We start from the raw sequence: 25,615 nt of genomic DNA, 5'->3' as shown, positions 1-25,615 counted from the left end.
GCCCCATCCGGCGTCGGCGAAATCGTGCCGCTCACAGTTTCGTTGCCTCGATCCGGGGCCGGACTAGGTTAGAGTTTCGAAGGATTGCATCACGTTGGTGTGCACCCTGAAGTTGATTGATCAACTGCGGAAAGAACTTGAAAACCGGATGGTGACCCGCTTGGCTGTTGGTTATGATCTTGCCCGATAGCCTGCAATTTGTGGTATTTGTACACGTGACGCGACACACATTCAGAACGACACTGGCAGCGGGCGCTGTCTTGGTTTCCCTCGGCGCGGCGCTGCCTGCAACGGCGCTAGAACTCGCCGGTTTCAACGTGGCCTCGGGCGACGACGACCTGCGCGAAACCCTGATGGACGCGTCCCTCGTGGTCGAAGCCGCCGCAAACGAGGACATCACCACGCGCGAGGCTCTGGCCGCCGCCAGCGCCGACTATGCCCGGCTGGTCCGCACGCTCTATGCGATGGGCTATTACAGCGGCGTGGTGAACATCACCCTCGATGGCCGCGAGGCCGCGTCGATCCCCACGTTCAACGTGCCCGAACAGATCGGACAGGCCGTGGTCAGCATCGAACCCGGCCCCCGCTTTACCCTCGGCGTTGCCGAAATTGCGCCCCTCGCACCCGGCGACACGCCCCCCGACGATTTCCGCGTCGGCGCACCCGCCCGCAGCACCGTGTTGCAGGAAACCGTTGACAGCGGCGTGTCGGGCTGGCGCAACGCCGGCTACGCCAAGGTCGAACTGGCCCAGCAAAGCGTCACCGCCAACCACCGCGAAAACACCCTTGCCGTGCGTCTGGGCCTCGCCCCCGGTCCGCGCGTGCAATTCGGCAGGCTGGTGCGCACCAACGAAAGCGCCGTGCGCGCCAAACGCATCGCCCGCATCGCAGGCTTCCCCGAAGGCGAAGTCTATTCCCCCGAACAGCTCGAAACCGTGGCCACGCGCCTGCGCCGCACCGGCGCATTCTCCTCCGTCTCCCTGACCGAGGCCGAAACCCTGCGCGACGGCAACACGCTCGACGTGGCATTGGCACTGGTCGACGAGGAACCCCGCCGCTTCGGCTTCGGCGCGGAAATCTCCTCGTTCGAGGGGCTGACCCTCTCCAGCTACTGGCTGCACCGCAATCTCTTCGGCGGCGCGGAACGCCTGCGCATCGACGGCGAGGTGTCGGGCATCGGCGGCCAGACCGGCGGCACCGACTACAACCTCGCCGCGCGCCTCAACAGTCCCGCCTTCTTCGGCACCGATTCCGACGGCTTCGTCTACGGCTCGATCCTCGACGAGACCGAAGAGAACTACGACCTGCAACAGGCCCGCATCGGGGCAGGCGGCTCGCGCATCTTCTCCGACAATTTCCAGGCCGAGGTGGCGCTCGAACTGCGCTACGTGAAAACCACCGACGATTTCTACGGCACGCGCGAATTCTTCTTCCTCAACGCGCCGCTGTCGGCCACATGGGACTACCGCGACGACGTGCTGAACCCAACCGAGGGCTATTACCTCAAGGCCGAGGGCATGCCCTTCGTGCGTCTCGACGACTCCGATGTGGGGGTCCGCTTCTTCGCCGATGGCCGGGTCTTCCGCGCCCTTGACGAAGACAACGACTTCATCCTCGCGGGCCGCCTGCAACTCGGCTCGACCGTCGGCGCCGACCTTGACGATCTGCCGCCCGACTTCCTGTTCTACTCGGGTGGCGGCGGCACCGTGCGCGGACAACCCTACCAGTCGCTCGGCATCGACCAGGGCGGCGGCACCCTCACGGGCGGCAAATCCTTCATCGGTCTCTCGGGCGAAGTGCGCGCCTCGGTCACCGACACCATCGGCATCGTCGGCTTCGTCGATGCGGGCTTTATCTCTGCCGACGGCCTCTTTGCGGATGAGGGCGACTGGCACGCGGGCGCAGGTCTCGGCCTGCGCTACAACACCGGCATCGGTCCGATCCGCCTCGACGTCGCGGCCCCCGTGGCGGGCGACACCGGCGACGGCGTGCAGGTTTACGTTGGGATAGGACAAGCGTTTTGAGACAGTTTTTTATCGTTCTGACCGCCCTCGCCATGCTCTGGCTGCCGGGCAGCGTCGCCGCTCAATCGGATGACCGCGGCTTTCTCCAGTCCTTTCTCGAGGACAGCCTTTCAGGTGCCGGCCGCGATGTGCGCATCACCGGGTTCGAGGGTGCGCTGAGTTCCCGCGCCACCATCGAAGAACTGACCATCGCCGACGAGGAGGGCATCTGGCTGACCCTGCGCGACCTGTCGCTCGACTGGAGCCGCACAGCCCTGCTGACGGGGCGTCTTCAGGTCAGCGAACTGACCGTGGCCGAGGTGATCATGCCGCGCAAGCCGATCACGCCCGACACGATCGACGTCCCCGAACCCGAGGCTTCGGGCGCCTTCTCGATCCCCGAACTGCCCGTGTCGGTGAACATCGACAGCATCCGCGCCGACCGCATCGACATCGGCGAGCCGGTCTTCGGCGAAGCTGCGGTCATCTCGCTCAACGGCTCCGCGCAACTGGCCGATGGCGAAGGCACCGCACGGGTCGAGATCAACCGCATCGACGACACCGAAGGCAACGTGACCCTCGCGGCCAGCTATTCCAACGAAACCAACGTGCTCGACCTGCTGCTGAACGTCTCCGAGGACGAGGGCGGCATCCTCTCCACCCTGATGGTTCTGCCCGACAACCCCTCCATCGACCTCACGGTCGAAGGGTCCGGCCCACTGGATGATTTCGCCGCCGACATCACGCTCGCCACCGACGACACGCCCCGCCTCGAAGGGGCGGTCACCCTGCGTGGCACGCCCTCCGACGCGACCCCCCAAACCGACGCCGACGGTACACCCGCCCCCGCCGTCGACCGCAGCTTTACCGTCGAACTCGGCGGTGACATCGCGCCCGTCTTCGCGCCGCGCTACGGCGCCTTCTTCGGTGAAAACATCGCCCTCGAAACCTCCGGCACGCTTTTCGCCGATGGCCGTCTGGTGCTCGACACGCTCGACCTCGACACCCGCTCGCTGACCCTCACCGGCAACGTCGCGGTCGATGCCGACGGCTGGCCCTCGGTCATCTCACTCAACGGGCGCATCGCCGACGACGAGGGCACACCGGTCCTGCTGCCCTTGCCCGGCGAACAGACCCAGATCGACAGCGCCACCCTCAACGTCAGCTTTGATCGTGCGCTGGGCGAAGGCTGGGACGCGATCATCGCGGTCGAGGGGCTTGACCAGCCCACCCTGAAACTCGGGCAGCTTACCCTGAACGGCAGCGGCACGCTGTCCCAGGGCGAGGGCTCGCAGGTCGGCGGCGTCCAGGGCGACGTCACCTATACGGCCACAGGGATCGAACTGACCGACACCGCCCTTGCGGGTGCCGTGGGGCCGCGCGTCGCCGGTGGGCTCGGCTTTGACTGGACCGTGGGCAACCCGCTGCAACTGCGCGACATCGACGTGAACGGCACCGATTACGCCCTCACCGGACAGGCACAGCTTGCGGGGCTGACCGATGACCTCAACCTCGTCATCTCCGGTGATCTTGGCCTGACCGCCTCCGACCTCACCCGCTTTGCCGACCTCGCAGGCCAGGAAGACCTGCGCGGCGCGGTCGATGTCGACACCACCTTCACCTTCGCGCCCGTCAGCGGCGCGTTCGACGTCACCGTCGAGGGCGTCACCGACAATCTCGCGGTCGGCATCCCCGAGGCCGACAGCCTGATCGAAGGCCAAAGCCGCCTGACCCTCGCCGCGGAACGCGACGAGACCGGCACCCGGATCGAAAACTTCGAGATCGTCACCGACTATGTCGACGCCACGATCAGCGGCACACTCGCCTCCGAAAACACCACCCTGCAGATCGCAGCCGAAATCAGCGACACCGCCCGCATCGCACCGGGGCTCGAAGGGGCGACAACCCTGAATGGCACGGTCACCCAGAACGGCACCGACTTCGCGGTCGACATGCGCGCCACCGGACCGGGCCAAGCAGACGTGAACGTCGACGGCGTCATCGCCCAGATCGACGAGACGGTCGCCCGGATCAGCGGCACCGTCCAGGGCACCGTGCAATCGCTCGAACCCTATTCAACGCTCGCCGACCGGCCCCTGTCGGGCTCCGCCACCGTGTCCGCGCAAGGCTCCTACGACCTGCGCGACGGCACCTTTGACGTCACCACAGACATCGACGGCCAGAACCTCGGCGCAGGCATCCCCGAGCTTGACGCACTGCTGCGCGGCTCCAGCACGCTCGACCTTGCCGCCGCGCGCACCGACGTCGGCATCCAGATCGAAACCTTCGCGCTTGAGACCGACCAGATCACCGCATCGGTCAACGGCTCCGTAAACACCGACGACAGCGCCCTGCGCGTCGACGTGCGCATCCCCGATACCTCGGTGCTGGCCCCGACCCTGCAGGGCAACGCAACCCTGAACGGCACCCTGCGCCAGACCGGCACCGACTGGGCCGTGGACATGCGCGCCACCGGACCCGGTGCCGCCGACGTGCGCATCGACAGCACCGTCCCGCTGGTCGACGGCAGCCCCGCGCGGATCACCGCGAACGTGCAGGGCTCCGTGCAATCGCTCTCGCCCTATTCCGCGCTGGCCGACCGCGCGCTCTCGGGTGCCGTCAACCTGACCGCCGAAGGCTGGTACGACCCCCGCGACGCCACCTTCGACGTCGCCGCCGACATCTCGGGCCAGAACCTCGCCCTGGGCATCCCGCAGGTCGATCAGTTGCTGCGCGGTGCCAGCTCGCTGGATCTGGAAGTGCACAAGGACGCGGATCAGCCGCTGATCGTGGACAAGCTCGACCTCGACACCTCGCAGTTGCAAGCTGACGTCACCGGTTCCACCGCAAGCGGCGCCGCCAGCCTGCAATTCGACGCCCGCCTTGCCGACATCGGCCTCTTTGCCGAAGGCATCAACGGCCCCGCAACGGCACGCGGCACCGCCACGCAGGCAGGCGACAACTGGCGCGTCGACATCGACGCCACCGGCCCCGCAGGCACCTCTGCCGACATCACCGGCCAGGTTGCCACCGACGCCAGCCGCGCCAACATCGACGTGACAGGCTCCGCGCCCATCGCGCTTGCCAACACCTTCATTTCGCCCAACATCGCCGCAGGTCAGGCGCAGTTCAACCTGTCGCTGAACGGCCCGCTGGCGCTGTCCTCCGTCTCGGGCCGCGTCACCACCGACGGCGCGCGCCTGATCCTGCCGGGGCAGGGGATCACCCTGAACCCGATCAACGCCACGATCAGCCTCTCGAACGGGCGCGCCAACCTCGACAGCACGCTCGCGGTGTCGTCGGGCGGCACCATCCGTGTGTCGGGCCCGGTCTCGCTCGATGCACCCAACCGCGCCGATCTCGACATCACCCTGTCGGACGTCCGCCTTATTGATCCCGACCTCTATGAAACCGTCGTCAGCGGGCAGGGCGCGATCACCGGCCCGCTCACGGGCGGCGCGTCGATCCAGGCGAACCTGACGCTCGGCACAACCGAGATCCGGGTGCCCGAGGGCGGGGCCGACACCATACCGGTGCTGGACGAGCTGACCCACATCGCAGAGCCTGCCGACGTGCGCGCCACCCGTGCCCGCGCCGGACTGATCGAGGATCAGGCGACATCCTCGGACAGCGGCGGTAGCGGCGGCGTGGCCTTCCCCATCGACATTACCATCAATGCCCCCTCGCGCATCTTCGTGCGCGGTCGCGGCCTCGATGCCGAACTGGGCGGCAGCCTGCGCCTGACCGGGACCACGGCCAACGTGGTGCCCATCGGCCGCTTCGACCTGATCCGCGGCCGTTTCGACATCCTGACCAAACGCCTCACCCTCGACGAGGGCTCGGTGCAACTGCAGGGCGGCTTCGATCCCTATATCCGCTTCGTCGCCATCACCAGCAGCGGCGACACCACCATCACCATCACCGTCGAGGGTCCCGCCTCCGAGCCTGAAATCACCTTCTCCTCGACCCCCGATAAGCCCGACGATGAAATCCTCGCACAGCTTCTCTTCGGGCGTGGCCTCACGGAAATCTCGCCCTTGCAGGCGGTCCAGTTGGCCGCAGCCGTGCGCACGCTGACCGGGGGCGGCGGCGGCGGATTGGTCAACAGCATCCGCGAGCGTTTCGGCCTCGATGATCTGGACATCGTCACCGACGAAGACGGACAGGCCGGCGCACGCATCGGCAAATACGTGACCGACAACATCTATACGGACGTCACCGTCGGTGCCGACGGAGAGGCGGACGTGAACCTGAACCTGACCATTTCGCCCTCGCTGACCGCCCGTGGCAGCGTCGCGTCCGACGGCGAAACCGGCCTCGGGATCTTCTTCGAGAAAGACTACTGACCCGCCGCAACCTGTCCTGAAACATGGGAAATTTCCCACGCAAGGCGGTCTTCCGCCTTGCCAAGCCGTGCTGTCGGTCCACGTTTGGGGGACCATCCGCAAACAGGAGACACCATGAGACTGCCAGCCGCCCTGACCGACATCTTCCGCAGGTTAGAGACCGTCACGCTGGCCGTCATCATGGTCATCGCCGCAGCGCTCTGGGCCTTCGTGGCAATCGCCTCCGAAATGCTCGAGGGCGATCTGCACGCCTTCGACGAGGCGGTCCTGCTGGCCCTGCGCACCCCCTCGGACCCCTCCAATCCCATCGGCGGGCACCAGCTGGAAATCGCGATGCGCGACCTGACCGCGCTCGGTGGCGTCTCGGTGCTCACGCTGGTCTCGCTGGTGGTGCTGGGGTTTCTGGTCCTGCGCGGGCAGCGCGCGACGGCGGTGTTCGTCGGCATCGCGATCACCGGCGGGCTGGTGCTGTCCTATATCATGAAAACCGGCTTTTCCCGTCCGCGCCCCGATCTGGTCCCCCACGGCGTCGACGTGGCGACCGCCTCTTTCCCCTCGGGCCATTCGATGATGGCCGCCGTTACGTACCTCACGCTCGCGGTGATGCTGGCCCGCTCCGAACCCCTGCCGCGCATGCGGGTGTTCTATATCGTTGTCGCCACGGTCCTGACGGTGCTGGTCGGCAGCAGCCGGGTCTTTCTCGGCGTGCACTGGCCCTCCGACGTGCTGGCGGGCTGGATGCTGGGGGCCGCATGGGCCCTTGGCGTCTGGCTGATCGCACGCGAACTGGGGCACCGCCGACAGATCGAACCAGACCAGGCTGACGAAGCCTAGAACCCCTCAGGCAGAGGTCAGCGCGCCCACACCCGCAGCAATCTCGCGCGCCTGATCGCGCAGCACGAACTTCTGGATTTTCCCAGTCGAGGTGCGCGGGATCGCGGCAAAGACGATCTTCCCCGGCACCTTGTAGGGCGCCAGCCGCTCCTTGCACCAGGCGCGCAGGGCGTCTGCATCCACATCCTGACCCGCAACCAACTCGACGAACGCACAGGGCGTCTCGCCCCATTTCTCGTGGGGCATCGCCACCACGGCAACGATCCCGACCGCCGGATGACGGTAAAGCGCCTCCTCCACCTCGATCGACGAAATGTTCTCGCCGCCCGAGATGATCACGTCCTTCGAGCGGTCCTTAAGCTGGATGTACCCGTCGGGATACCGCACGCCCAGATCGCCCGAATGAAACCAGCCGCCCGCGAACGCCTCCTCGGTGGCCTTGGGATTGCGGAAATACCCCTTCATCACGACATTGCCGCGAAACATCACCTCGCCCATCGTCTTGCCGTCGCGCGGCACCGGCTGCATGGTTTCTGGGTCCATCACGTCCAGCCCCTCCAGCGGCAGATACCGCACGCCCTGCCGCGATTTCAGCGCGGCCTGCTCGGCGGCGGGCAGATCCGACCAGCCCTGATGCCAATCGTTGACCACCGACGGGCCATAGGTCTCGGTCAGCCCGTAGAGATGCGTCACGTCGAACCCGGCGGTCCGCATGTCGGCCAGCAGCTTTTCGGGCGGCGGTGCTGCGGCGGTAAAGAACTGCACGGTGCGCTCCAGCGTCCGCTTCTCATCCGCAGGGGCGGAAATCATCAGCGACATCACGATCGGCGCGCCGCACAGATGCGTCACCCCCTCGTCGGCAAGCGCATCCCAGATCGGTGCGGCCCGCACCTGACGCAGACAAACATGCGTGCCGATGATCGCCGACAGCGTCCAGGGAAAGCACCAGCCGTTGCAGTGAAACATCGGCAGGGTCCACAGATAGACCGCATGTTTCGCCATCGACGTGGTCAGCGCGTTGCCCTGCGCCAAAAGATACGCCCCCCGATGGTGCGAGACCACGCCCTTGGGATCGCCCGTCGTACCGGACGTGTAATTGATCGAAATCGCGTCCCACTCATCCTCGGGCATCAGCCAGCCAAAATCCGCATCGCCCGTCGCCACGAACGCGTCGTAATCCTGCGCATCACTCGCGGCCCGCGCCCCCTGATACTCCGCATCATCATACTGGATCACCAGCGGCGAGACCTGCGCCAGCGCCAGCGCCTCTTGCATCAGCGGCATGAACTCGCTGTCGACGATCACGATCTTCGAACGCGCATGATCCAGCTGAAACGCGATCACCGCCGCATCCAGCCGCGTGTTCACCGAATGCAGGACACCGCCGCACATCGGCACGCCGTAATGACACTCCAGCATCGCGGGCGTGTTCGCCAGCAGCGCCGAAACCGTGTCACCCCGCCCGATCCCCTGCTGCGCCAGCGCCGACGCCAACTGCCGCGACCGCGCGTAAAACTCCGCATAGCTGCGCCGCAAGGGCCCGTGCACCATCGCCGTGTGATCGGGAAACACCGAAGCCGCACGTTCCAGAAACGTCAGCGGCGTCAGCGGCTGGTGGTTGGCCGGGTTCCGGTCCAGATCGGTGTTATAGGGGTTGTTGTCCATCACGTCATGCATCCTGCCAGTGCGGCGCGCGTTTCTCGATGAAGGCACCAATGCCCTCCGCCGCATCGCGTGCCAGCATATTATCGACCATCACGCCCGACGCATAGTCATAGGCGTCGGACAGGCTCATGTCGCGTTGAGCGTAATAGGCCCGCTTGCCCGTGGCCAGCGTCATGCTGGACTTCGACGCGATCTTGCGCGCCATCTCCATCGTGGCCTCGCGCAACGCGTCGGCAGGAACGCAGCGGTTCACCAGCCCGATCTCCGCCGCCCGCGCCGCCGGTGTCATGTCCCCGGTCAGCAGCATCTCCATCGCGTGCTTGTCCGCCACGTTGCGCGACAGCGCCACCATCGGCGTCGAGCAGAACAGCCCGATGTGTACCCCCGGCGTGTTGAACCGCGCGGTGTCCGCCGCAATCGCCAGATCGCAACTGGCCACCAGTTGGCACCCCGCCGCCGCAGCAACTCCCGCCACTTCGGCGATCACCGGCTTGGGGCAATTCACCACGCCCTGCATGACGCCTGAACACATCGCCATGACCTTGGCGAAATACGCCCTGCCGCCATCGGCCCCGTCCCGCCCCGCCGTCATCTCCTTCAGATCATGCCCCGCGCAGAACGCAGGCCCGTTTGCCGCCAGCACGATCACCCGCACCGCCGCATCCGCCCCCGCATCGGCAATCGCGCCGGCCAGCGCGCCCAGCATCGCCTCGGACAGCGCATTGCGCCGCGCCACGTCGTTCAGCGTCAGACGCAAGACGCCGTCCGCATCCAGATCCCGCAAAAGGATATCGTCATTCGTCATCGGGGTAATCCTGAAAGCCTAGAGAATGTTGATCTCGACACTGTCGGCCAACGTATTGGCGATAAAGCAATACCGATGCGCCCGGTCCTGCATCTGCTCCATCGCCTCTGCCGACACGGCAAAGCCTGTGTCGAAGCGCACCACCGGATGCAGGTCGATCCGCGTCACCGACATCTGCCCCTTGGGGTTCTTGCCCAGATGCGCCACCGCATAGTCGTGATAGCTTGCCACCGGCCAGCCCGCCTTGGCCGCAAGCGCCAGGAACGTCATCATGTGGCAACTCGACAGCGCCGACGCCAGCGCCTGCTCGGGGTTGGTGTTCGCTGGATCTCCGCCCCAGTCGGGGGCGGAGTCCACGGAAATGTCATAGCGGCCATTGTACTGAACCGTATGTTCGTTCGAATACGATCCCGTCTGGAAAACGGGCGTCGCGCGGTGCCAGTGCAACTGGATCGCAAGGTCTGACATGGACTGTCCCTTTCTGAGAAACCGGCAGGCTTACGCCGCCGCGATCTGCTTCTTGGGATCGTAGAATGGCCGCTCGCACACCGTCGCATGCGACGGTCCCGACTTGGTCACGACCTCGACCTCGGCACCGACGTTGGCGTGCTCTGCGTCAACCATAGCCAGCGCGATGTTCTTGCGCAGACGCGGCGAATAGACGGCGGATGTCACCTTGCCGATCGTCTCGCCGTTGCGCATGATCGCCCAGAACGTCGTGTTCGGCCCGGTCAGCGGTTCGCAGTCGATGATGATGCCGACCTGCTTGCGGCTCACACCGCGGTCCTTGATCCGGCGCAGCGCGGCCTTGCCGATGAAATCCGCTTCCATGTCCAGGTTCACCAGACGGTCCAGCCCCAGCTCATAGGGGTTGGTGCCCATGTCCGCATCCGCGTGGAACGACAGCATCCCGCCCTCGATCCGCCGGATCGACGAGGTGTGACCGGGCTTCAACCCGAACGGCAGGCCCGCCGCCATGATGGTCTCCCACAAAAGATCGCCCTTGGACCCGTCGCGCAGATAGATTTCATAGCCCAGCTCGCTCGACCATCCGGTGCGCGACACGATCAGCGGAATCCCCGCCAGCTCGACCTCGCGCAGCCAGTAATACCGCAGGTCCAGAATCTCGTCGCCGAACAGCGCCTGCATGATCTGGCCCGACATCGGCCCCTGCAATTGCAGCGGCGACACGTCAGGCTCGCCAATCGTGACATCCAGCCCCGAATGCACCGCAACCCCCTGCGCCCACAGCAGAATGTCGCTGTCCGCCAGCGAGATCCAGAAATGGTTCTCGGCCAGACGCAGCAGGATCGGATCGTTCAGGATACCGCCATCCGCATTGGTGATCAGGATGTACTTGCACTGGCCCACGGCCATCGACGACAGATCGCGGCAGGTCAGCATCTGGGTGAACTTGGCCGCATCCGGCCCGGTGATCTCGACCTGACGCTCGACGCCCACATCGCACAGGATCGCATCGTTCACCAGATTCCAGAAGTTCTGCTCGGGGTCACCGAAATCGCGCGGAATATACATGTGGTTATAGACCGAAAAGCCGGTCGCGCCCCAACGCACTGTCGCGTCGAAATATGGCGACTTGCGGATCTGAGTGCCGAACCCGAAATCATCTGCTTGCATTGAAACGTCCTCCCGTTTTGCGCCTTGCCCCTCGGGGGCCAAAGTCTGCGTGAACCTGTCGGAGAACTAGCCGGGAAAAAGCCCGCTGTGTGGTCTGAAAAATTCGGAAATCCGGTCCGATCAGGCCGATTTTTGGTCCACTTCCGGCCCGTTTGGACCTTGTTTGGACCCCGCTTCGTCCCGGCACGCTATCCGCCGTATCTGCCCGCCAGCTTCGCCAGATTCGGACGGCTCGACTTCACCTTCCGTACGGCGATGTATGTCATGTAGCGGTCGATCCCCAACTCGGCGGCCAGCAGCTCCTCGATCATCACCTGAAACGACGCAAGGCTGGGGCTGATCACCTCCAGCACGTAATCCATGCCGCCCCCCGTCGCGATGCAATCGGTGATTTCGTCAAGGCCTTGGATATAGGCCTCGAAGCGGTCGAAATCGGTTTTGCGGTGATGGGTCAGCGACACGGTCACGACCACATGGGTAAAATCGCAGATCCGCGCCAGCGCGATGTCGGCGCTGTATCCCTTGACGAACCCCGCCGCCTTCAGCCGGTCCAGCCGCGCCCAGCAGGGCGTCGCGGACAGGTTGCAGATCTCGGCCAGCTTGGTCTTGCTCAACTGTCCGTGCTTTTGCACCGCAGACAGAATGCGGATATCCGTCGCATCAAGACCCACTCGTTTCATCTACGTCGCTTCTTTCGTCACAGGGGTATCGCAAACGGCGCGCTGCCGCCTGATCAAGGGTGTAGCGCAGAAACCCGGCGATCCGCTCCGGTTTTGCGACCAATTCTGTCGCAGCCGCGTCCGCAGGGCAGGGCGCTGCGCGTCGCCCCGCCATCCCGCCGCATCCCGCCGCTGCGACAGGATGACCGGGAACCGGCGTGCCTGTCCTGTCGTTCACATCCTAACGCTACGTAAAGAGAAAGGACATTCTCATGGACTGGACAACATTGGTCAGCGGTCTTGCAATCGTCACCCTCGTGATCGTGCTGGTGCTCGCACTGGTCAACAAACGAAAGGTCGACAAGCGCAGGGCCGACCCGAATTCCGAACGGTCAACACTGGCCAAGGACAAGTCATCGACAGGCCACCCGCCCGACGTCTAGGGGGCGTCGCGGCGCACGGCCGAACCCACGGCCAAAAGGACGGGCAGGGGGCCCTGACACCGCGCAGCAAGCGCGCCACCCGCCGCCATCCCCGCACCCAACGCGATTGTGACGGGGCACGGTGTAGACTTCCCGCGCCCGTCTCCACACAGTCCACCCCATGATGATCCACCCCATGATGAATCGCCGCTATTTCATGCTCGCAGCCGCCGCCCCGCTTGCGGTGCCGCACATCCTGCGCGCCCAGTCCGACGACCTGACCGCAGCGCTTGACCGCCTGCCGCAGCTGCATTCCCTTCAGGTCCGACGCGCAGACCAGGTGATCTTTGCCCAGGCGCCGCGTGGTCCGGGGCTGGAACGCCCCGCAAACATCAAGTCGTGCTCGAAAAGCATCGTCGCCCTGCTGCTGGGGGCCGCGATCGACAGGGGCGAAATCGCATCGGTCAACGCAACCCTCGGCACTGTCGCACCGGACATCCTGCCCGCCGATGCCACACCCGGCGCCGCCGACATCACGATGCAGGATCTGGTAACGCTGCGCGCGGGCCTCGAGCGGACCTCGGGCGCCAACTACGGCGCTTGGGTGAACAGCCGCGACTGGCTGTCCGATGCGTTGTCCCGGCCAATGGTCGCGCAACCCGGTGGCCGGATGCTCTATTCGACGGGCACCACCCATATCCTCGGCGCGGCCCTGACCGAAGCGACCGGGCAAAGCCTTCTGGCGCAGGCCCGCGCCCGCATCGGCGATCCCTTGGGCATCGAGATACCGGCGTGGACGCGCGACCCGCAGGGCTATTACCTCGGCGGCAACGAAATGGCCCTGCGCCCGACCGCCATGCTGGATATCGCGACAATGCTGCGTGACAGCGGCCGGTTCAACGGCACCCAGGTCCTGCCCGCCGCGTGGATCGACGCCTCGCTGCACCCCTATGCCAGATCGCCGTGGTCGGGACTGTCATATGGCTATGGCTGGTTTCTGTCGCCCTCCGGCTATGCACTCGGCAGAGGCTACGGCGGGCAGATCATCGCCGCACACCGCGACAGAGACCTCGCCGTGGCGATCACCTCGGACCCGACCCTGCCCGCCCGCTCCGAAGGGTACTTCGGTGACCTGATGCAACTCCTGGACGGGCCGATCCTGAACCTCGCGTAACATCCGCCGCACGGGGGACACCGTAGTGTCTTGGGGAAACCTTGACCCGCCTGCGCGCACCGAAAGACCGCGCATCGACTGCACAACGTCTTGGTGCGTCGATCGTGGCAGAAAGGCAAACGGGCACGGCTCACGCCAGACAACCGGGCTTCCGCCATCATCGGGCCAAAAGTCCCAGATCCGTTTCTGCACCTGTGCAGGGTCAGTCGTTTCCGCTGTCCCTAACGCGACGCCCCAAACGACGCCCAAGTTTGTGAATGTTGGTCAGTTTTCGGCAACACTGGCTGACCATAAGCGCTATCTGAACAAAGGGCTTTGGATGGTGCTGTGAGAGAGGATTGAACTCTCGACCTCACCCTTACCAAGGGTGTGCTCTGCCACTGAGCTACCACAGCATCCGTTTCCCAGACTGCTACCCCGAGGGTTCCCCCGATGCAAGCGGGCTCTGGAACAGCCCTTTCGTTTCGGCCACCGTCACGGGCCGCCTCGACGTGCGGGGTGATTAGACGCAAACGTGCCCCCGCGCAACCCCCTTCGACACCTTCGGCACAACCCATTCTGGACGCCCCCGCGCCCCTGCGCTAACAAGACCGCATGGCACAGGACAACCGCACCAAACCCCAGCAGCCGAGCGCGCGCGAAGCCCGCCTGAAAGCCGCGCTCAAGGCCAACATGGCAAAGCGCAAGGCACAGGCCCGCGCCCGCGCGGCGCAAGGGACGGCCCAAGGGGACGCGGACACGCAGGCAAAGGAAAAAGACTGATGGATTCGATTCTCGTACGGGGCGGCGGCGCGCTCAAGGGGCAGATCCCCATCGCCGGCGCCAAGAACGCCTGCCTGACGCTGATGCCCGCGACCCTGCTCAGCGAAGAACCGCTGACCCTGACCAACGCGCCGCGCCTCAGCGACATCAAGACGATGACGGCGCTGCTGGGCTCGCTCGGGGCCGAGGTGACCAGCCTGCAGGACGGCAAGGTGCTGGCGATGTCCAGCCACAACATCCACAACCACACCGCCGACTACGACATCGTGCGCAAGATGCGCGCCTCGATCCTGGTGCTGGGTCCGATGCTGGCGCGTGACGGTCATGCGATCGTGTCGCTGCCCGGCGGCTGCGCCATCGGCGCGCGCCCCGTCGACCTGCACCTCAAGGCGCTCGAAGCGATGGGGGCCGAGCTTGAGCTGAAAGACGGCTACGTGCACGCCAAGGCGCCCAAAGGCCTGCGCGGCGGCACCATCGACTTTGACTTCGCCTCGGTCGGGGCCACCGAAAATGCGCTGATGGCCGCCACCCTGGCCAAGGGCACCACGGTCATCAAAAACGCCGCGCGCGAGCCCGAAATCGTCGATCTCGCCGAATGCCTGCGCAAGATGGGCGCGCAGATCGAGGGCGAGGGCACCTCGACCATCACCATTCAGGGCGTCGACCGTCTGGGCGGGGCCACGCACCCCGTCGTCACCGACCGGATCGAGCTGGGCACCTACATGCTGGCCCCCGCGATCTGCGGCGGCGAGGTCGAATTGCTCGGCGGGCGCATCAATCTGGTCCAGGCCTTCTGCGAAAAACTTGACGCGGCAGGCATTTCCGTGTCCGAATCCGCGAACGGCCTGACGGTCAAACGCAACGGCGGCGACATCCGCGCGGTCAACGTCACGACCGAACCTTTCCCCGGCTTTCCCACCGATCTTCAGGCGCAGATGATGGCGCTGCTGTGCACCGCCAACGGCACCTCGGTGCTCGAGGAAAAGATCTTCGAAAACCGCTTCATGCACGCCCCCGAACTGATCCGTATGGGTGCCGACATCGACGTGCAGGGCGGCGTCGCCACGGTCAAGGGCGTCAAACGGCTCAAGGGCGCGCCGGTCATGGCCACCGATCTGCGCGCCTCGGTCTCGCTGATCCTCGCGGGTATGGCGGCAGAAGGCGAAACCAAGGTCAGCCGCGTCTATCACCTCGATCGCGGCTATGAACACGTCGTCGCCAAACTCTCGGGCGTCGGCGCAGACATCGAAAGGGTCAAGGACACATGACCGCAGACGCAACCTTCGAAGACGGACGCGAGCGCCCCCTCAACCTCGGCGCGCTCGATGCCGACGACCTGTCGGTGATCTCGTCGCTGGCGCAGGACGCGGTGTTCCCGATCACCGAGATGAAATGGGCCATCCGCCAGCGCCGCTTTGCCGTGCTGCTCAACCGGTTCCGCTGGGAAGACGATGCCCGCACCGCCCAGCCCGCCCAGCCTGAACGCGTGCAGGCGCTCCTGTCCTTCGACACCGTGCTCGAAGTCGCAAGCCAGGGCATCGACCGCAGTGACCGCGATACGGTGCTGTCGCTGCTGTCGATCACCTTCGAGCCCACCACCGACGGCGCGGGCCACATCCTGCTGACCCTCGCAGGCGACGGCGTCATCCGCCTGACCGTCGAAGCCATCGAAGCCACGCTGAAGGATGTAACGCGGCCCTATCTGGCACCGTCCAAAAGCAGGCCGCGACACCCGGATTGAGGGTGGCGGGGGCAGGGGCGCTGACCGCCCCGCCGTCCAACGCGACCTCCCCCCAAAGGGCATCGCCAGACCCCAGGTTGGACGTGTAACCTCACCCCAAAGGGCGGCGCCCGCCCGTCGTGCTGAAAGCACGCCTTCGGCGTGACGGGCGGTCGGGCGCTGCCCGGCGGCACTGCGTGCCTTGATTCCGGACCTTGGTGGGATTTTCTGTTATTGGTATGATTTTTGTGACGGGCGCCTTTGACACCCCCTTCGCCCAGCTCTGCCAAGCCGCGGATGCAAGCTTCACCCCAAGAGTAAAAGCTCTTGTACGACCGCCAAGCTTATAAACAGGGCAGATGAAATGCGATCAGGTGGCGGCTAAAACCTTTTGCTTTTAATGGGTCTCCCACAGAGGTCTGCAGTCAGCTGCGAAAGGAAATATGCCGCGCTCCCAGGACGCTTTCGGGTTGTCTTCTCGGACAATTAGACCGGGCCTCGAAAATATTCGCACTTGGATGCCGTCGCCCACGTCGAAGAAGTAGTAAATGGCGTCCCATTCGCCATCAATACGGCTGTATTTCTCGTAGGCACCTTCCCCGATGCGAATAAACCGTTGCGGCCGTCCTTGACCGTCCGGATAAATCCTTTCGGCAACACTGCCGTAAAACTCCCATGTATTTATGCCAAACTGAGTATGCCTTGTGCAGGATAAACCAGTCAAATCTACGGGCTCCGATTGAACCGGAGTGCTGACAAGCAGCAAGCTCACCACAATCGACAAATACATAACTTGTTTCATGCCCACAGAGCTACACAACGTACACACGATAGCAAGCTCTGCTGCAACTCGTCTGATGCCCCTTTTATTCGAGGTCGTCAGTGCGGGTCGAGAATCCAATGTCAGTTCCTAATCCGGAGCGATGTCATGCGCGGGAATGACGGTGTGCCGTCAGATGGCACCCCCACCACCCCCCCCCTTCATCTTGCCCAATAAACTCCGGGGGAGGCGCGTCAGCGCCGGGGGCAGCGCCCCCATCCCCCGCTTGAGCCTGCCGCCCGCGCCCGCTATGTCACGACCGACATTGCAAGCGAGCCTCCCATGCCCCAGTTCCTCGATCACGCCGATGCCGACTTTGAAACCCGCTTCACCGCGCTCTTGAATGCCAAGCGTGAAGACAGCCCCGATGTCGACGCCACCGTGGCCGACATCATCGCGCAGGTGCGCGCGCAAGGCGACGCCGCCGTCATCGAACTGACCGCGAAATTCGACCGCCAGACGCTCACGCCCGCCACCCTGCGCATCACGGAATCCGAAGTCGACGCCGCCATCGCCACGGTCAACGCCACCGACCGCGCGGCACTGGAACTCGCCGCCGACCGCATCCGCGCCTACCACGCGCGCCAACTGCCCGCAGATGCCAGCTGGACCGACGACGCGGGCGCCACGCTGGGCTGGCGCTGGACGCCGGTGTCGGCTGCGGGCCTCTACGTCCCCGGCGGCCTCGCGTCCTATCCGTCCTCCGTGCTGATGAACGCGATCCCGGCCAAGGTCGCAGGCGTGCAGCGCCTTGCCATCACCGTGCCCACGCCCGACGGCATCCTCAATCCGCTGGTGCTGCTGGCCGCGCGCCTCGCAGGTGTCGATGAAATCTACCGCATCGGCGGCGCGCAGGCGATTGCGGCGCTGGCCTACGGCACCGAAACCATCGCACCGGTGGACAAGATCACCGGCCCCGGCAACGCTTTCGTCGCCGCCGCCAAGCGGCGTGTGTTCGGCAAGGTCGGCATCGACATGATCGCGGGCCCCTCGGAAATCCTGGTGATCGCCGACGCCGAAAACGATCCCGACTGGATCGCGCTGGACCTGCTCAGCCAGGCCGAACACGACGAAAGCGCGCAAAGCCTGCTGATCACCACTGACGCCACCCTGGGCCGCAAGGTGGCCGAAGCCGTTGAAAAACACCTGCAAACCCTCGAACGCCGTGCCATCGCCGGTGCCAGCTGGCGCGATTTCGGTGCCATCATCACCGTGCCCGATCTCGACACCGCCGCCACGCTCAGCAACCGCATCGCCCCCGAGCACCTCGAGCTGATGGTCGCCGACCCCAATGGCCTGAGCGAAAAAATCACCCACGCCGGCGCGATATTCCTCGGTGCCTGGACGCCCGAGGCCATCGGCGATTACGTCGGCGGCCCCAACCACGTGCTGCCCACCGCCCGCTCGGCGCGGTTCTCGTCGGGCCTGTCGGTGATGGATTTCGTCAAGCGCACCACGCTGGCGCAGATGACCCCCGACGCCCTGCGTGCCATCGGCCCCGCCGCCGAAACGCTCGCCACTTCGGAAAGCCTGCAGGCCCACGGCCTGTCCGTCACCGCCCGCCTCAACCGCCTGAACAGCCCCACATGACGCAGCGGGGCGATTGTGCCCGGCTGCGTTCATGGTCTAACCTCAAGTGACTCACACGCAAAGGATGCGACATGTCCCGCATCACCCACATCGACCTCGACGACGGCAACCTGCCGCCCCCCACGCCCGAGATTGAACAAGAGCGCAAGGTCGCGATGTTCGACCTGCTCGAAGACAACAGCTTTGCGCTGCCCGACCGCGACGACCGCGATGTGCCGCCGGGGCCCTATCACCTTGGCCTTGCCATCCGCGACGGTCGGCTGGTCTTCGACGTGACCACGGAAAAGGCCGAAAAAGCCGCCGAATTCCACCTCTCGCTGGGGCCGTTCCGGCAGGTGGTCAAGGATTACTTCCAGATCTGCGAAAGCTACTTCGAGGCGGTCAAGAAACTGCCGCCCAGCCAGATCGAAACCATCGACATGGCCCGCCGGGGCATCCACAACGAAGGCAGCCGCGTGCTTCAGGAACGCCTGACCGGCAAGGCCCAGATTGACGAAGGCACCGCCCGCCGCCTGTTCACCCTGATCTGCGTCCTGCATTTCGGCGGATAGAATGGTTGCTCCCTTGCCCCAATCGGTTCTGTTTTGCTGCGATCACAACGCAGTGCGCTCTCCGATGGCCGAGGCGATCATGAAAAAATTCTATGGCACCGGCACCTACGTCCAGTCCGCCGGGGTCAAGGCCGACATGGAGATCGACGGCTTTTCGATCGCCGTCTGCCAGGAAATCGACGTGGAACTGTCGCGCCACCGCTCGCGCAGCTTCGACCAGATGGAAGACTGGGGCGACGATCTGGGCAGCTTCGACCTGATCGTCGCCCTGTCACCCGCCTCGCAACGCCGCGCGCTGGAACTGACCCGCTTTTGTCACCTCGAAATCGCCTATTGGCCGATCATGGACCCGACCGGCCTCGGCGAAACCCGCGAGGCCAAGCTGGCCAGCTACCGCGACGCCCGCGACCAGATCATCGCCCGCCTGCTCGACCGCTGGGGCGATCCCACCGTACTCACCTGAAGGAATACACGCCCATGTCGACCGTCCTGCACCGCTATTTCGACGCCTTCAACGCAGGCGACACCGACGCCATGCTCGACTGCCTGACCGACGATGTCGCCCACCACGTCAACGAAGGCCAGATCCGCACCGGCAAATCCCACTTCGCCGACTTCTGCGCCCACATGACCCGCTGCTACGACGAGACGCTGACCGACATGGTCATCTTCGTGAACGACGACCAGACCCGCGCCGCCGCCGAATACGTGGTCAACGGCACCTACCTGCAAACCGACGACGGCCTGCCGGACGCCCGCAACCAGACCTACAAACTCCCCGCAGGCTCGTTCTTCGACCTCGAAGGCGGCAAGATCGCCCGCGTCACCACCTACTACAACCTCGCCGACTGGACGGCGCAGGTTTCGTGATCCAGTGCCACGTGCTGACGGGTGCCGCCCTCGACGCGGCGCTCGGCGATGTGGCGCGCCTGCGCATCGCGGTGTTCCGCGACTGGCCCTACCTCTACGACGGCGATCTCGACTATGAACGCCGCTACCTCGCCACCTTCCGCGCCTCACCGCAGGCCGTGGTCGTGGGCGCCTATGACGGCGATACCCTCGTGGGCGCCGCCACCGCCGCCCCGCTGGCCGACCACGCCGACGACTTCGCCGCAGCCTTCGCGCACACGGGCATCGACATCGCGGATGTGTTCTATTGCGCCGAAAGCGTGTTGCTCGACGACCACCGCGGGCAGGGCGTCGGGCACCGGTTCTTCGATGCCCGCGAGGACGCCGCCCGCGCCTTCGGCCTCAAGCATTCCGCATTCTGTGCCGTGCAGCGCCCCGCCGATCACCCGCAAAAGCCCGCGCACTACCGCCCGCTCGACACCTTCTGGCGCAAACGCGGCTATGCCCCGCTCGACGGGGCCATCGCACATTTCAACTGGAAAGACGTGGGATCAGACGCCCCAACGGCCAAACCGCTCCAGGTCTGGATCAAGCCGCTCTGATCAGGTGCACAGCTGCCCTGCCTGATCGCCGAACGCCTTCCACCGCAGCCAGTACGCCTCGTCGCTGGACGAACTGGACGTCCGCATTTCCTGCGCGCTGTGCGGGTCCGAAAAGAACCCGACCGCGCGGCGCTGGTCGGATGAGCTCAGCGACATGTCGGCCACGGCCTGCACACAGCCACACCGCGCCTTGTCCGCCTGCTTGCGCCCCGACGCCTGACAGGCGTTCGCAATCGGCCCCGTGGCGAAGAGGTTGGGCGCCGGCTGCCCCAGCCCCGGCGACACGCGCACACCGGCAGACTGATAGCCCGCCGCATTATAGCTCGAATACCTGGTCCCGCCGCCACCACAGGCCGCCAGAAGGGCCAGACAGGATAAAACCGCCAGAAGTCTGTTCATATACGCCTCACACCATCGCGGCATTCTTTGGCCGCAGCTTACTGCTGGGGAATCTTATGCCCGAATTCGGGGCAGGGGGCAATTCACGAGTGTGGGGGAGGGGGGATGAAATCGCGGAAGCGAGGTGCGTGGCACTGCGGGGCAGCGCCCAACCGCCCGCCGGACCGAAGGTGCGCCCGTATGCCACCGGCACGCCTCCCGCGCGACAGGCGGAGCGCGGAGCGCGTGTGGTGGCTGGGCTGCTTTCTGAGCAGGAAGACGGGCGGGGAGTGGGCTTTGGCTGCGCAGGTGAGATTTATTGATAACGAACAGCTAAGCTGACATTCAAGATTGATCGTTGAGACCAATGGAGTATGTCAGCCGCAATCGTTGGTGCGCGCCCTTGGTTTGACGGCGACCGTAGTTGGCCATCGGCCACCATGCAGGTCGGTTTAGTGGTTGTGCCGCGTTATTGGCTATGACTAGATCGGTAGTTCAACTCTGTCTCCCGGCACCACCTCAAAACTCTACGGAGCCGATCTCAGGACAATCCGCCAGCCAATCACTGCGCAGCGCCCGGCTCTCCTTCTGACGTGGAGCTTGCGCCCCTTAGAATTAGTTCAGAATCGATTTTTGATGGTTCGAGGTACCTTGGATGAGCAAGCAGAACCCGAAGAACAAATCGGAGAAGCTCCGCCGCAAGCTGCCTTTCACCTTCACCTTGGGTACTACTGCTATCTACGGCCTTCTTCCGTGCTTTAGGCTTTTTCCCATGCACAATTTCCGATCTTACCGCATAGACCTGCTTTACCTTATCAGCAATTTCGGTAGCTGGTATGGAACTACCGCTTATCCATGTAAGTGCAGCAGCACGTAGTCTAAGCTTGTACGACAAAGACTGATTTTGGTCGTCGCCCAACAGTAGCTCCAAGCCGATAGTTCCGTCCAGCACAGCATCTGATGGGTCATTGCGAGTTAGGCAGCTGCTTAATCGCCGCGTAGCGAGTCTGACAGCTTCGCTGTCATTATTGTTCATTTGCTCAAATACGGTGCGAACAGCGCTCATTTCTTCTTTAGTTACAGTTGGGCATTCTCGAGCCCAACCATAGTTATCGAATTCACTTGGATACTGCCTGACGGTTGTTCCGTACACGGGCGGCAAATCGCAATAATAATTAAGTGCCCATCTTCTTGGCACCCAAAGCAACTGAGCGTACCCAGTCTTCACGCCAGTCGCTACTCGGAGAGCGCCCAGAAAACTTTCTACGGCATCCAAAGCATTTTGCGATGTGGATGAAAGCGACTTTGAAACGTCACCGACTTCGTCCACCTCCAAGCTCCAACCGTTTGATACGAAAGCGTGAGTTGCTGCATGCGCAACTTGTTCGGAAGCGCCAGTTCCATGGGTGCGCATGCGAGCCCGAGAAAGCTGAAATCTCTCAGGTATACGCGCAATGTATGTGGTTTCTGACAAGCGAAGGCGCTCGAATTCAAAGTGCGTGAGTGCGATTGGAACCATCAAAGATAGTTCATGGGTCTGTCGGATGACACCGAATAACAAAGGCCCCAAGATCACATCCCTAGCTTTTGGGTCGACTGCAGCCTTTATGCCGTGCCTATGTAGGTACTTCTCAACAGCGTCACCCAAGATCTGATTGATCGTGTAGTCTGCAAAGGAAGTCTCACTTTTGTAACCTGTGTATGTGAGCCTTGAGCCAATTCGATGTGACTGAAGAAATTCAATTAGTCTATCTAGCGCTGGAAGCGCGCTTTCTTCGACATCAAACTTTCCGCCAAGGATGCCTGGTAGCCCTGATGGCCTTATGGTGCTCACATAATCCCTTGGAGCGCTATCAGAGTAAAATCCTATGCCGTTAAAAATTGGAAAACCGCTATCCGTGGTGCTTCGCCGCGGGTAGTCAGAGTGCGGACCGATGTAAATTCCCGGCTCAGAAAGCTTTGCAACGACGACACCATGAAGTTCTTCGAAGGCGGCTTCGAATAGAATTTTGAACTGCAGAAACTCCTCCCTGAACTTTTTGATGCGTTCGAGCCTGTCTTTATGGCTTTTCACTTCGCTTTTGTCGTCTTCGTCGTTCACCCTTGATTTACCCCTAAGTGTTTACTGTCTAGATTTTCGCGAAGCCGTTGGGAGAGAGTCTATCAGGTTTCGCAGCCGCAGCGAAGGTCTGGTCTGACAGGCCGCGTAGCAGCATGGTCGACGATGGGTCAACGTCCGCTCAGGACCGATCACACATCCCCCCATCCCCTCCATGCTCACTTGACCAAATCCCAAATCCCCTACATATCCTCGCCCATGACACCGCTTTCACATATCCGCAATTTTTCCATCGTCGCGCACATCGACCACGGGAAATCCACGCTTGCCGACCGTCTGATCCAGTCGACCCACACCGTGGCCGACCGGGACATGAAGGAGCAGATGCTTGACGCCATGGACATCGAGCGCGAGCGTGGCATCACCATCAAGGCCAACACCGTGCGGATCGACTATGTCGCCGACAACGGCGAGGCCTATGTGCTCAACCTGATCGACACCCCCGGTCACGTCGACTTCGCCTACGAGGTCTCCCGCTCCATGCGCGCGGTCGAGGGCTCGCTGCTTGTCGTCGACAGCACCCAAGGCGTCGAGGCGCAAACCCTCGCAAACGTCTATCAGGCCATCGACGCCGATCACGAGATCGTGCCGATCCTGAACAAGATCGACCTGCCCGCCGCCGATTGCGACCGCGTCGCCGAACAGATCGAGGACGTCATCGGCATCGACGCCTCCGGCGCCATCCGCGTCTCCGCCAAGACCGGCGTCGGCATCAAGGAAACCCTCGAAGCCATCGTGCACCGTCTGCCCGCGCCCAAGGGCGAGGAAGACGCCGACCTCAAGGCGATGCTGGTCGACAGCTGGTACGACAGCTATCTCGGCGTCATCGTCCTCGTGCGCATCATCGACGGCCGCCTGAAAAAGGGTGAGCGGATCAGGTTCGTCTCCAACGGCACCATCCACCACGTCGACCGCATCGGTGTCTTCCGCCCGCAGATGCAGGTCGTCGACAGCCTCGGCCCCGGCGAGATCGGCTTCCTGACCGCCTCCATCAAACAGGTCCGCGACACCCGCGTCGGCGACACTGTGACCCACGAGAAGAAAATCGTGAAACCGCTGCCGGGCTTCAAACCCTCGCAGCCGGTGGTCTTCTGCGGTCTCTTCCCCGTCGATTCCTCGCAATTCGAGGATCTGCGCGACGCCATCGACAAACTGGCGCTCAACGATGCCTCCTTCAGTTTCGAAATGGAAACCTCCGCCGCCCTTGGCTTCGGCTTCCGTTGTGGTTTCCTCGGTCTCCTCCATCTCGAAGTGATCCGCGACCGGATCGAGCGCGAATATGACATCGACCTGATCACCACGGCCCCGTCAGTCGTCTACCGCATCTTCATGCGCGACGGCGCGATGCAGGAACTGCACAACCCCGCCGACATGCCCGACCTCAGCGTGGTCGATCACCTGGAAGAGCCGCGGATCAAGGCGACCATCCTCGTCCCCGACGAATACCTCGGGGACGTTCTGAAACTCTGCCAGGACCGTCGCGGCGTGCAACAGGACCTGACCTATGCGGGCAGCCGCGCGATGGTCGTCTACGACCTGCCGCTGAACGAGGTCGTCTTCGACTTTTACGATCGCCTGAAATCGGTGACGAAGGGCTATGCGTCCTTTGACTACCAGATGACAGGTTACCAAACCGATAACCTGGTCAAGATGTCGGTGCTGGTGAACGACGAACCCGTCGACGCCCTGTCGATGATGGTCCACCGTGACCGCGCCGAAATGCGGGGCCGCGCCATGGTCGAAAAGCTCAAGGACCTGATCCCGCGCCACATGTTCAAGATCCCGATCCAGGCGGCCATCGGCGGCAAGGTCATCGCCCGCGAGACCCTGTCTGCCATGCGCAAGGACGTGACGGCCAAATGCTACGGCGGCGACGCCACGCGCAAACGCAAGCTGCTGGACAAGCAGAAGGCGGGCAAGAAGAAGATGCGACAGTTTGGCAAGGTCGAAATTCCACAGGAAGCGTTTATTTCAGCGCTGAAGATGGACAGTTGAAATCACACTGCGAACGGGCAGCGCAAGCTGGCCATTCGCAGTGCGCGAAAGCGTTTGGCGAAGCCAAGCGCGCAGCGGGACTCTGTTGCGATTTTTATGTTTTCGAAAGTCTATATGTTGAGATTCCCCAGTAGTGGGGCGCAGCGCCAAACGGAGTTTAAGAATCTAAATTCCAATACCTAAATCGGACATTGCCGAATTGATTAGTATCGAGTGTTTTGAGTATCTTGCAAATGCCTTTGGGTGATTTTCTCGGAATTTGAGAAGGCTTTCCTTCGCAGATTCGTGGTTATCTAAAGTATATGCAATTAAAGCGCGATTTAAGTCGATGATATGAGACTCTTGTCCGTCACATAGAAAGATTGAACTTTCAAGATACCCACTCGCTTTGCTTTTGTCTCCTTCAAGGGCATAGCAGAGGGCTAAGTTTGATAGCTCATAAATTGATGCGCCCGAACTTTCTACCTTTTTGGTGAAAATTGTCTTAGCATCTTTGGTCATGCCTGAGTGGAGAAGCACAAAAGCGGTGTTGTTGCTAGAGAAGGTCTCTCCAGTTCTAGTGTTCCCCACCTGACATAGGATTCCCAATGATGTCCGGCTGTGGCATGATCAGCGGATGCGACGTTCCGACATCTGCCTTTACCTTGGCCCCGCCGACCGTGCTGATCTTGAAGCGCTGATCA

General features: G+C 63.4%; 23 protein-coding genes and 1 tRNA gene. 14 read left to right on the top strand and 10 right to left on the bottom strand.

Going from position 1 to position 25,615, the window contains the following annotated elements; genetic code table 11:
• Positions 1 to 215: 215 nt before the first annotated feature.
• The 3 genes from NTA49_RS13980 (at position 216) to NTA49_RS13970 (ending at position 7,183) form a co-directional block, all read left to right on the top strand.
• Positions 216 to 2,024: an autotransporter assembly complex protein TamA gene (locus NTA49_RS13980; protein ID WP_258295418.1), complete on the top strand. Its 1,809-nt coding sequence runs from the start codon at positions 216 to 218 to the stop codon at positions 2,022 to 2,024.
• Positions 2,021 to 6,349 carry a translocation/assembly module TamB domain-containing protein gene (locus NTA49_RS13975; protein WP_258295417.1) on the top strand — a complete coding sequence of 1,443 codons (4,329 nt, stop codon included), beginning with the start codon at positions 2,021 to 2,023 and terminating at the stop codon, positions 6,347 to 6,349. Before NTA49_RS13980 ends, NTA49_RS13975 begins: the two co-directional genes overlap by 4 nt.
• 114 nt (positions 6,350 to 6,463) lie before the next feature.
• On the top strand, positions 6,464 to 7,183 hold the full coding sequence (locus tag NTA49_RS13970; RefSeq protein WP_258295416.1) for a phosphatase PAP2 family protein: 720 nt from the start codon (positions 6,464 to 6,466) through the stop codon (positions 7,181 to 7,183).
• A gap of 6 nt (positions 7,184 to 7,189) precedes the next feature.
• Here NTA49_RS13970 and NTA49_RS13965 read toward each other — a convergent pair whose 3' ends face one another.
• The 5 genes from NTA49_RS13965 to NTA49_RS13945 all read right to left on the bottom strand — a co-directional run bounded on the left by NTA49_RS13965 (position 7,190) and on the right by NTA49_RS13945 (position 11,971).
• On the bottom strand, positions 7,190 to 8,848 hold the full coding sequence (locus tag NTA49_RS13965; protein WP_258295527.1) for an acyl-CoA synthetase: 1,659 nt from the start codon (positions 8,846 to 8,848) through the stop codon (positions 7,190 to 7,192).
• A 4-nt stretch (positions 8,849 to 8,852) separates the two neighbouring features.
• Entirely contained in the window at positions 8,853 to 9,653 is an 801-nt protein-coding gene (locus tag NTA49_RS13960) for an enoyl-CoA hydratase (protein WP_258295415.1), read from the bottom strand.
• A gap of 18 nt (positions 9,654 to 9,671) precedes the next feature.
• On the bottom strand, positions 9,672 to 10,121 hold the full coding sequence (locus NTA49_RS13955) for an OsmC family protein (protein WP_258295414.1): 450 nt from the start codon (positions 10,119 to 10,121) through the stop codon (positions 9,672 to 9,674).
• Between the two features lie 30 nt (positions 10,122 to 10,151).
• The gene (locus NTA49_RS13950; protein ID WP_258295413.1) at positions 10,152 to 11,291 is read right to left on the bottom strand and encodes a glycine cleavage T C-terminal barrel domain-containing protein; all 1,140 of its coding nucleotides are present in this window, start codon (positions 11,289 to 11,291) and stop codon (positions 10,152 to 10,154) included.
• 188 nt (positions 11,292 to 11,479) lie between these two features.
• Positions 11,480 to 11,971: an Lrp/AsnC family transcriptional regulator gene (locus NTA49_RS13945; protein ID WP_258295412.1), complete on the bottom strand. Its 492-nt coding sequence runs from the start codon at positions 11,969 to 11,971 to the stop codon at positions 11,480 to 11,482.
• 251 nt (positions 11,972 to 12,222) lie between these two features.
• On the opposite strand from NTA49_RS13945, the gene NTA49_RS13940 reads away from it, so the two are divergent.
• Positions 12,223 to 12,393 carry a hypothetical protein gene (locus tag NTA49_RS13940; protein WP_258295411.1) on the top strand — a complete coding sequence of 57 codons (171 nt, stop codon included), beginning with the start codon at positions 12,223 to 12,225 and terminating at the stop codon, positions 12,391 to 12,393.
• 175 nt (positions 12,394 to 12,568) lie between these two features.
• Complete coding sequence (locus NTA49_RS13935) at positions 12,569 to 13,546, top strand: serine hydrolase domain-containing protein (protein WP_261368338.1); 978 nt, start codon at positions 12,569 to 12,571, stop codon at positions 13,544 to 13,546.
• 320 nt (positions 13,547 to 13,866) lie between these two features.
• Here the strand turns inward: NTA49_RS13935 and NTA49_RS13930 are convergent.
• A tRNA-Thr gene (locus NTA49_RS13930) sits at positions 13,867 to 13,941 on the bottom strand.
• Between the two features lie 199 nt (positions 13,942 to 14,140).
• On the opposite strand from NTA49_RS13930, the gene NTA49_RS13925 reads away from it, so the two are divergent.
• The 3 genes from NTA49_RS13925 to NTA49_RS13915 are packed head-to-tail and all read left to right on the top strand — an operon-like array spanning position 14,141 to position 16,049.
• A complete protein-coding gene (locus tag NTA49_RS13925; RefSeq protein ID WP_258295409.1) occupies positions 14,141 to 14,308 on the top strand; it encodes a hypothetical protein in 168 nt (55 codons plus the stop codon).
• Positions 14,308 to 15,576 carry a UDP-N-acetylglucosamine 1-carboxyvinyltransferase gene (gene murA, locus NTA49_RS13920; RefSeq protein ID WP_258295408.1) on the top strand — a complete coding sequence of 423 codons (1,269 nt, stop codon included), beginning with the start codon at positions 14,308 to 14,310 and terminating at the stop codon, positions 15,574 to 15,576. Before NTA49_RS13925 ends, murA begins: the two co-directional genes overlap by 1 nt.
• Positions 15,573 to 16,049, top strand: coding sequence for a DUF2948 family protein (locus NTA49_RS13915; RefSeq protein ID WP_258295407.1), 477 nt, complete (start codon positions 15,573 to 15,575; stop codon positions 16,047 to 16,049). Before murA ends, NTA49_RS13915 begins: the two co-directional genes overlap by 4 nt.
• 376 nt (positions 16,050 to 16,425) lie before the next feature.
• Here the strand turns inward: NTA49_RS13915 and NTA49_RS13910 are convergent, their stop codons facing one another.
• On the bottom strand, positions 16,426 to 16,830 hold the full coding sequence (locus NTA49_RS13910; RefSeq protein ID WP_258295406.1) for a hypothetical protein: 405 nt from the start codon (positions 16,828 to 16,830) through the stop codon (positions 16,426 to 16,428).
• 300 nt (positions 16,831 to 17,130) lie between these two features.
• On the opposite strand from NTA49_RS13910, the gene hisD reads away from it, so the two are divergent.
• From hisD to NTA49_RS13885, 5 genes are all read left to right on the top strand, one after another.
• Positions 17,131 to 18,438 (top strand): histidinol dehydrogenase, encoded by a 1,308-nt coding sequence (gene hisD / locus NTA49_RS13905; protein WP_258295405.1) that lies wholly within the window; start codon positions 17,131 to 17,133, stop codon positions 18,436 to 18,438.
• Positions 18,439 to 18,509: 71 nt separating this feature from the next.
• Positions 18,510 to 18,989: a UPF0262 family protein gene (locus NTA49_RS13900; protein ID WP_258295404.1), complete on the top strand. Its 480-nt coding sequence runs from the start codon at positions 18,510 to 18,512 to the stop codon at positions 18,987 to 18,989.
• Between the two features lies 1 nt (position 18,990).
• Entirely contained in the window at positions 18,991 to 19,452 is a 462-nt protein-coding gene (locus tag NTA49_RS13895; protein WP_258295403.1) for an arsenate-mycothiol transferase ArsC, read from the top strand.
• Positions 19,453 to 19,466: 14 nt separating this feature from the next.
• Positions 19,467 to 19,859 (top strand): ketosteroid isomerase-related protein, encoded by a 393-nt coding sequence (locus tag NTA49_RS13890; RefSeq protein WP_258295402.1) that lies wholly within the window; start codon positions 19,467 to 19,469, stop codon positions 19,857 to 19,859.
• Positions 19,859 to 20,440 carry a GNAT family N-acetyltransferase gene (locus NTA49_RS13885; protein ID WP_332844293.1) on the top strand — a complete coding sequence of 194 codons (582 nt, stop codon included), beginning with the start codon at positions 19,859 to 19,861 and terminating at the stop codon, positions 20,438 to 20,440. Before NTA49_RS13890 ends, NTA49_RS13885 begins: the two co-directional genes overlap by 1 nt.
• Here NTA49_RS13885 and NTA49_RS13880 read toward each other — a convergent pair whose 3' ends face one another.
• Both NTA49_RS13880 and NTA49_RS17280 read right to left on the bottom strand, forming a co-directional pair.
• On the bottom strand, positions 20,441 to 20,839 hold the full coding sequence (locus NTA49_RS13880; protein ID WP_258295400.1) for a hypothetical protein: 399 nt from the start codon (positions 20,837 to 20,839) through the stop codon (positions 20,441 to 20,443).
• Between the two features lie 541 nt (positions 20,840 to 21,380).
• Complete coding sequence (locus tag NTA49_RS17280) at positions 21,381 to 22,919, bottom strand: HEPN domain-containing protein (protein ID WP_258295399.1); 1,539 nt, start codon at positions 22,917 to 22,919, stop codon at positions 21,381 to 21,383.
• A 216-nt stretch (positions 22,920 to 23,135) separates the two neighbouring features.
• Here NTA49_RS17280 and lepA point away from each other — a divergent pair, with 216 nt between their 5' ends.
• Positions 23,136 to 24,932 (top strand): translation elongation factor 4, encoded by a 1,797-nt coding sequence (gene lepA / locus NTA49_RS13870; RefSeq protein ID WP_258295398.1) that lies wholly within the window; start codon positions 23,136 to 23,138, stop codon positions 24,930 to 24,932.
• 165 nt (positions 24,933 to 25,097) lie between these two features.
• On the opposite strand, the gene NTA49_RS13865 is transcribed toward lepA, so the two are convergent.
• The gene (locus tag NTA49_RS13865; protein ID WP_258295397.1) at positions 25,098 to 25,433 is read right to left on the bottom strand and encodes a tetratricopeptide repeat protein; all 336 of its coding nucleotides are present in this window, start codon (positions 25,431 to 25,433) and stop codon (positions 25,098 to 25,100) included.
• Between the last annotated feature and the right edge of the window lie 182 nt (positions 25,434 to 25,615).

This window comes from Pseudosulfitobacter koreensis (assembly GCF_024733015.1).
GTDB lineage: Bacteria > Pseudomonadota > Alphaproteobacteria > Rhodobacterales > Rhodobacteraceae > Pseudosulfitobacter > Pseudosulfitobacter koreensis.
Note: the sequence above shows the minus strand (reverse complement) of the source record. Positions and strands in the feature narration are given on the sequence as shown.

What these genes read in the sequence shown, in the direction of transcription:
- NTA49_RS13970 (WP_258295416.1), top strand. Translation starts at nt 6,464, where the DNA reads ATGAGACTGCCAGCCGCCCTGACCGACATCTTCCGCAGGTTAGAGACC.
- NTA49_RS13940 (WP_258295411.1), top strand. Translation starts at nt 12,223, where the DNA reads ATGGACTGGACAACATTGGTCAGCGGTCTTGCAATCGTCACCCTCGTG.
- NTA49_RS13955 (WP_258295414.1), bottom strand. Translation starts at nt 10,121, where the DNA reads ATGTCAGACCTTGCGATCCAGTTGCACTGGCACCGCGCGACGCCCGTT.
- NTA49_RS13960 (WP_258295415.1), bottom strand. Translation starts at nt 9,653, where the DNA reads ATGACGAATGACGATATCCTTTTGCGGGATCTGGATGCGGACGGCGTC.
- hisD (WP_258295405.1), top strand. Translation starts at nt 17,131, where the DNA reads ATGCCCCAGTTCCTCGATCACGCCGATGCCGACTTTGAAACCCGCTTC.
- NTA49_RS13880 (WP_258295400.1), bottom strand. Translation starts at nt 20,839, where the DNA reads ATGAACAGACTTCTGGCGGTTTTATCCTGTCTGGCCCTTCTGGCGGCC.
- NTA49_RS13945 (WP_258295412.1), bottom strand. Translation starts at nt 11,971, where the DNA reads ATGAAACGAGTGGGTCTTGATGCGACGGATATCCGCATTCTGTCTGCG.
- NTA49_RS13965 (WP_258295527.1), bottom strand. Translation starts at nt 8,848, where the DNA reads ATGGACAACAACCCCTATAACACCGATCTGGACCGGAACCCGGCCAAC.
- NTA49_RS13910 (WP_258295406.1), bottom strand. Translation starts at nt 16,830, where the DNA reads ATGAAACAAGTTATGTATTTGTCGATTGTGGTGAGCTTGCTGCTTGTC.
- NTA49_RS13890 (WP_258295402.1), top strand. Translation starts at nt 19,467, where the DNA reads ATGTCGACCGTCCTGCACCGCTATTTCGACGCCTTCAACGCAGGCGAC.
- NTA49_RS13895 (WP_258295403.1), top strand. Translation starts at nt 18,991, where the DNA reads ATGGTTGCTCCCTTGCCCCAATCGGTTCTGTTTTGCTGCGATCACAAC.
- NTA49_RS13950 (WP_258295413.1), bottom strand. Translation starts at nt 11,291, where the DNA reads ATGCAAGCAGATGATTTCGGGTTCGGCACTCAGATCCGCAAGTCGCCA.
- NTA49_RS13900 (WP_258295404.1), top strand. Translation starts at nt 18,510, where the DNA reads ATGTCCCGCATCACCCACATCGACCTCGACGACGGCAACCTGCCGCCC.
- NTA49_RS13865 (WP_258295397.1), bottom strand. Translation starts at nt 25,433, where the DNA reads ATGACCAAAGATGCTAAGACAATTTTCACCAAAAAGGTAGAAAGTTCG.
- lepA (WP_258295398.1), top strand. Translation starts at nt 23,136, where the DNA reads ATGACACCGCTTTCACATATCCGCAATTTTTCCATCGTCGCGCACATC.
- NTA49_RS13925 (WP_258295409.1), top strand. Translation starts at nt 14,141, where the DNA reads ATGGCACAGGACAACCGCACCAAACCCCAGCAGCCGAGCGCGCGCGAA.
- NTA49_RS13915 (WP_258295407.1), top strand. Translation starts at nt 15,573, where the DNA reads ATGACCGCAGACGCAACCTTCGAAGACGGACGCGAGCGCCCCCTCAAC.
- NTA49_RS13935 (WP_261368338.1), top strand. Translation starts at nt 12,569, where the DNA reads ATGATGAATCGCCGCTATTTCATGCTCGCAGCCGCCGCCCCGCTTGCG.
- murA (WP_258295408.1), top strand. Translation starts at nt 14,308, where the DNA reads ATGGATTCGATTCTCGTACGGGGCGGCGGCGCGCTCAAGGGGCAGATC.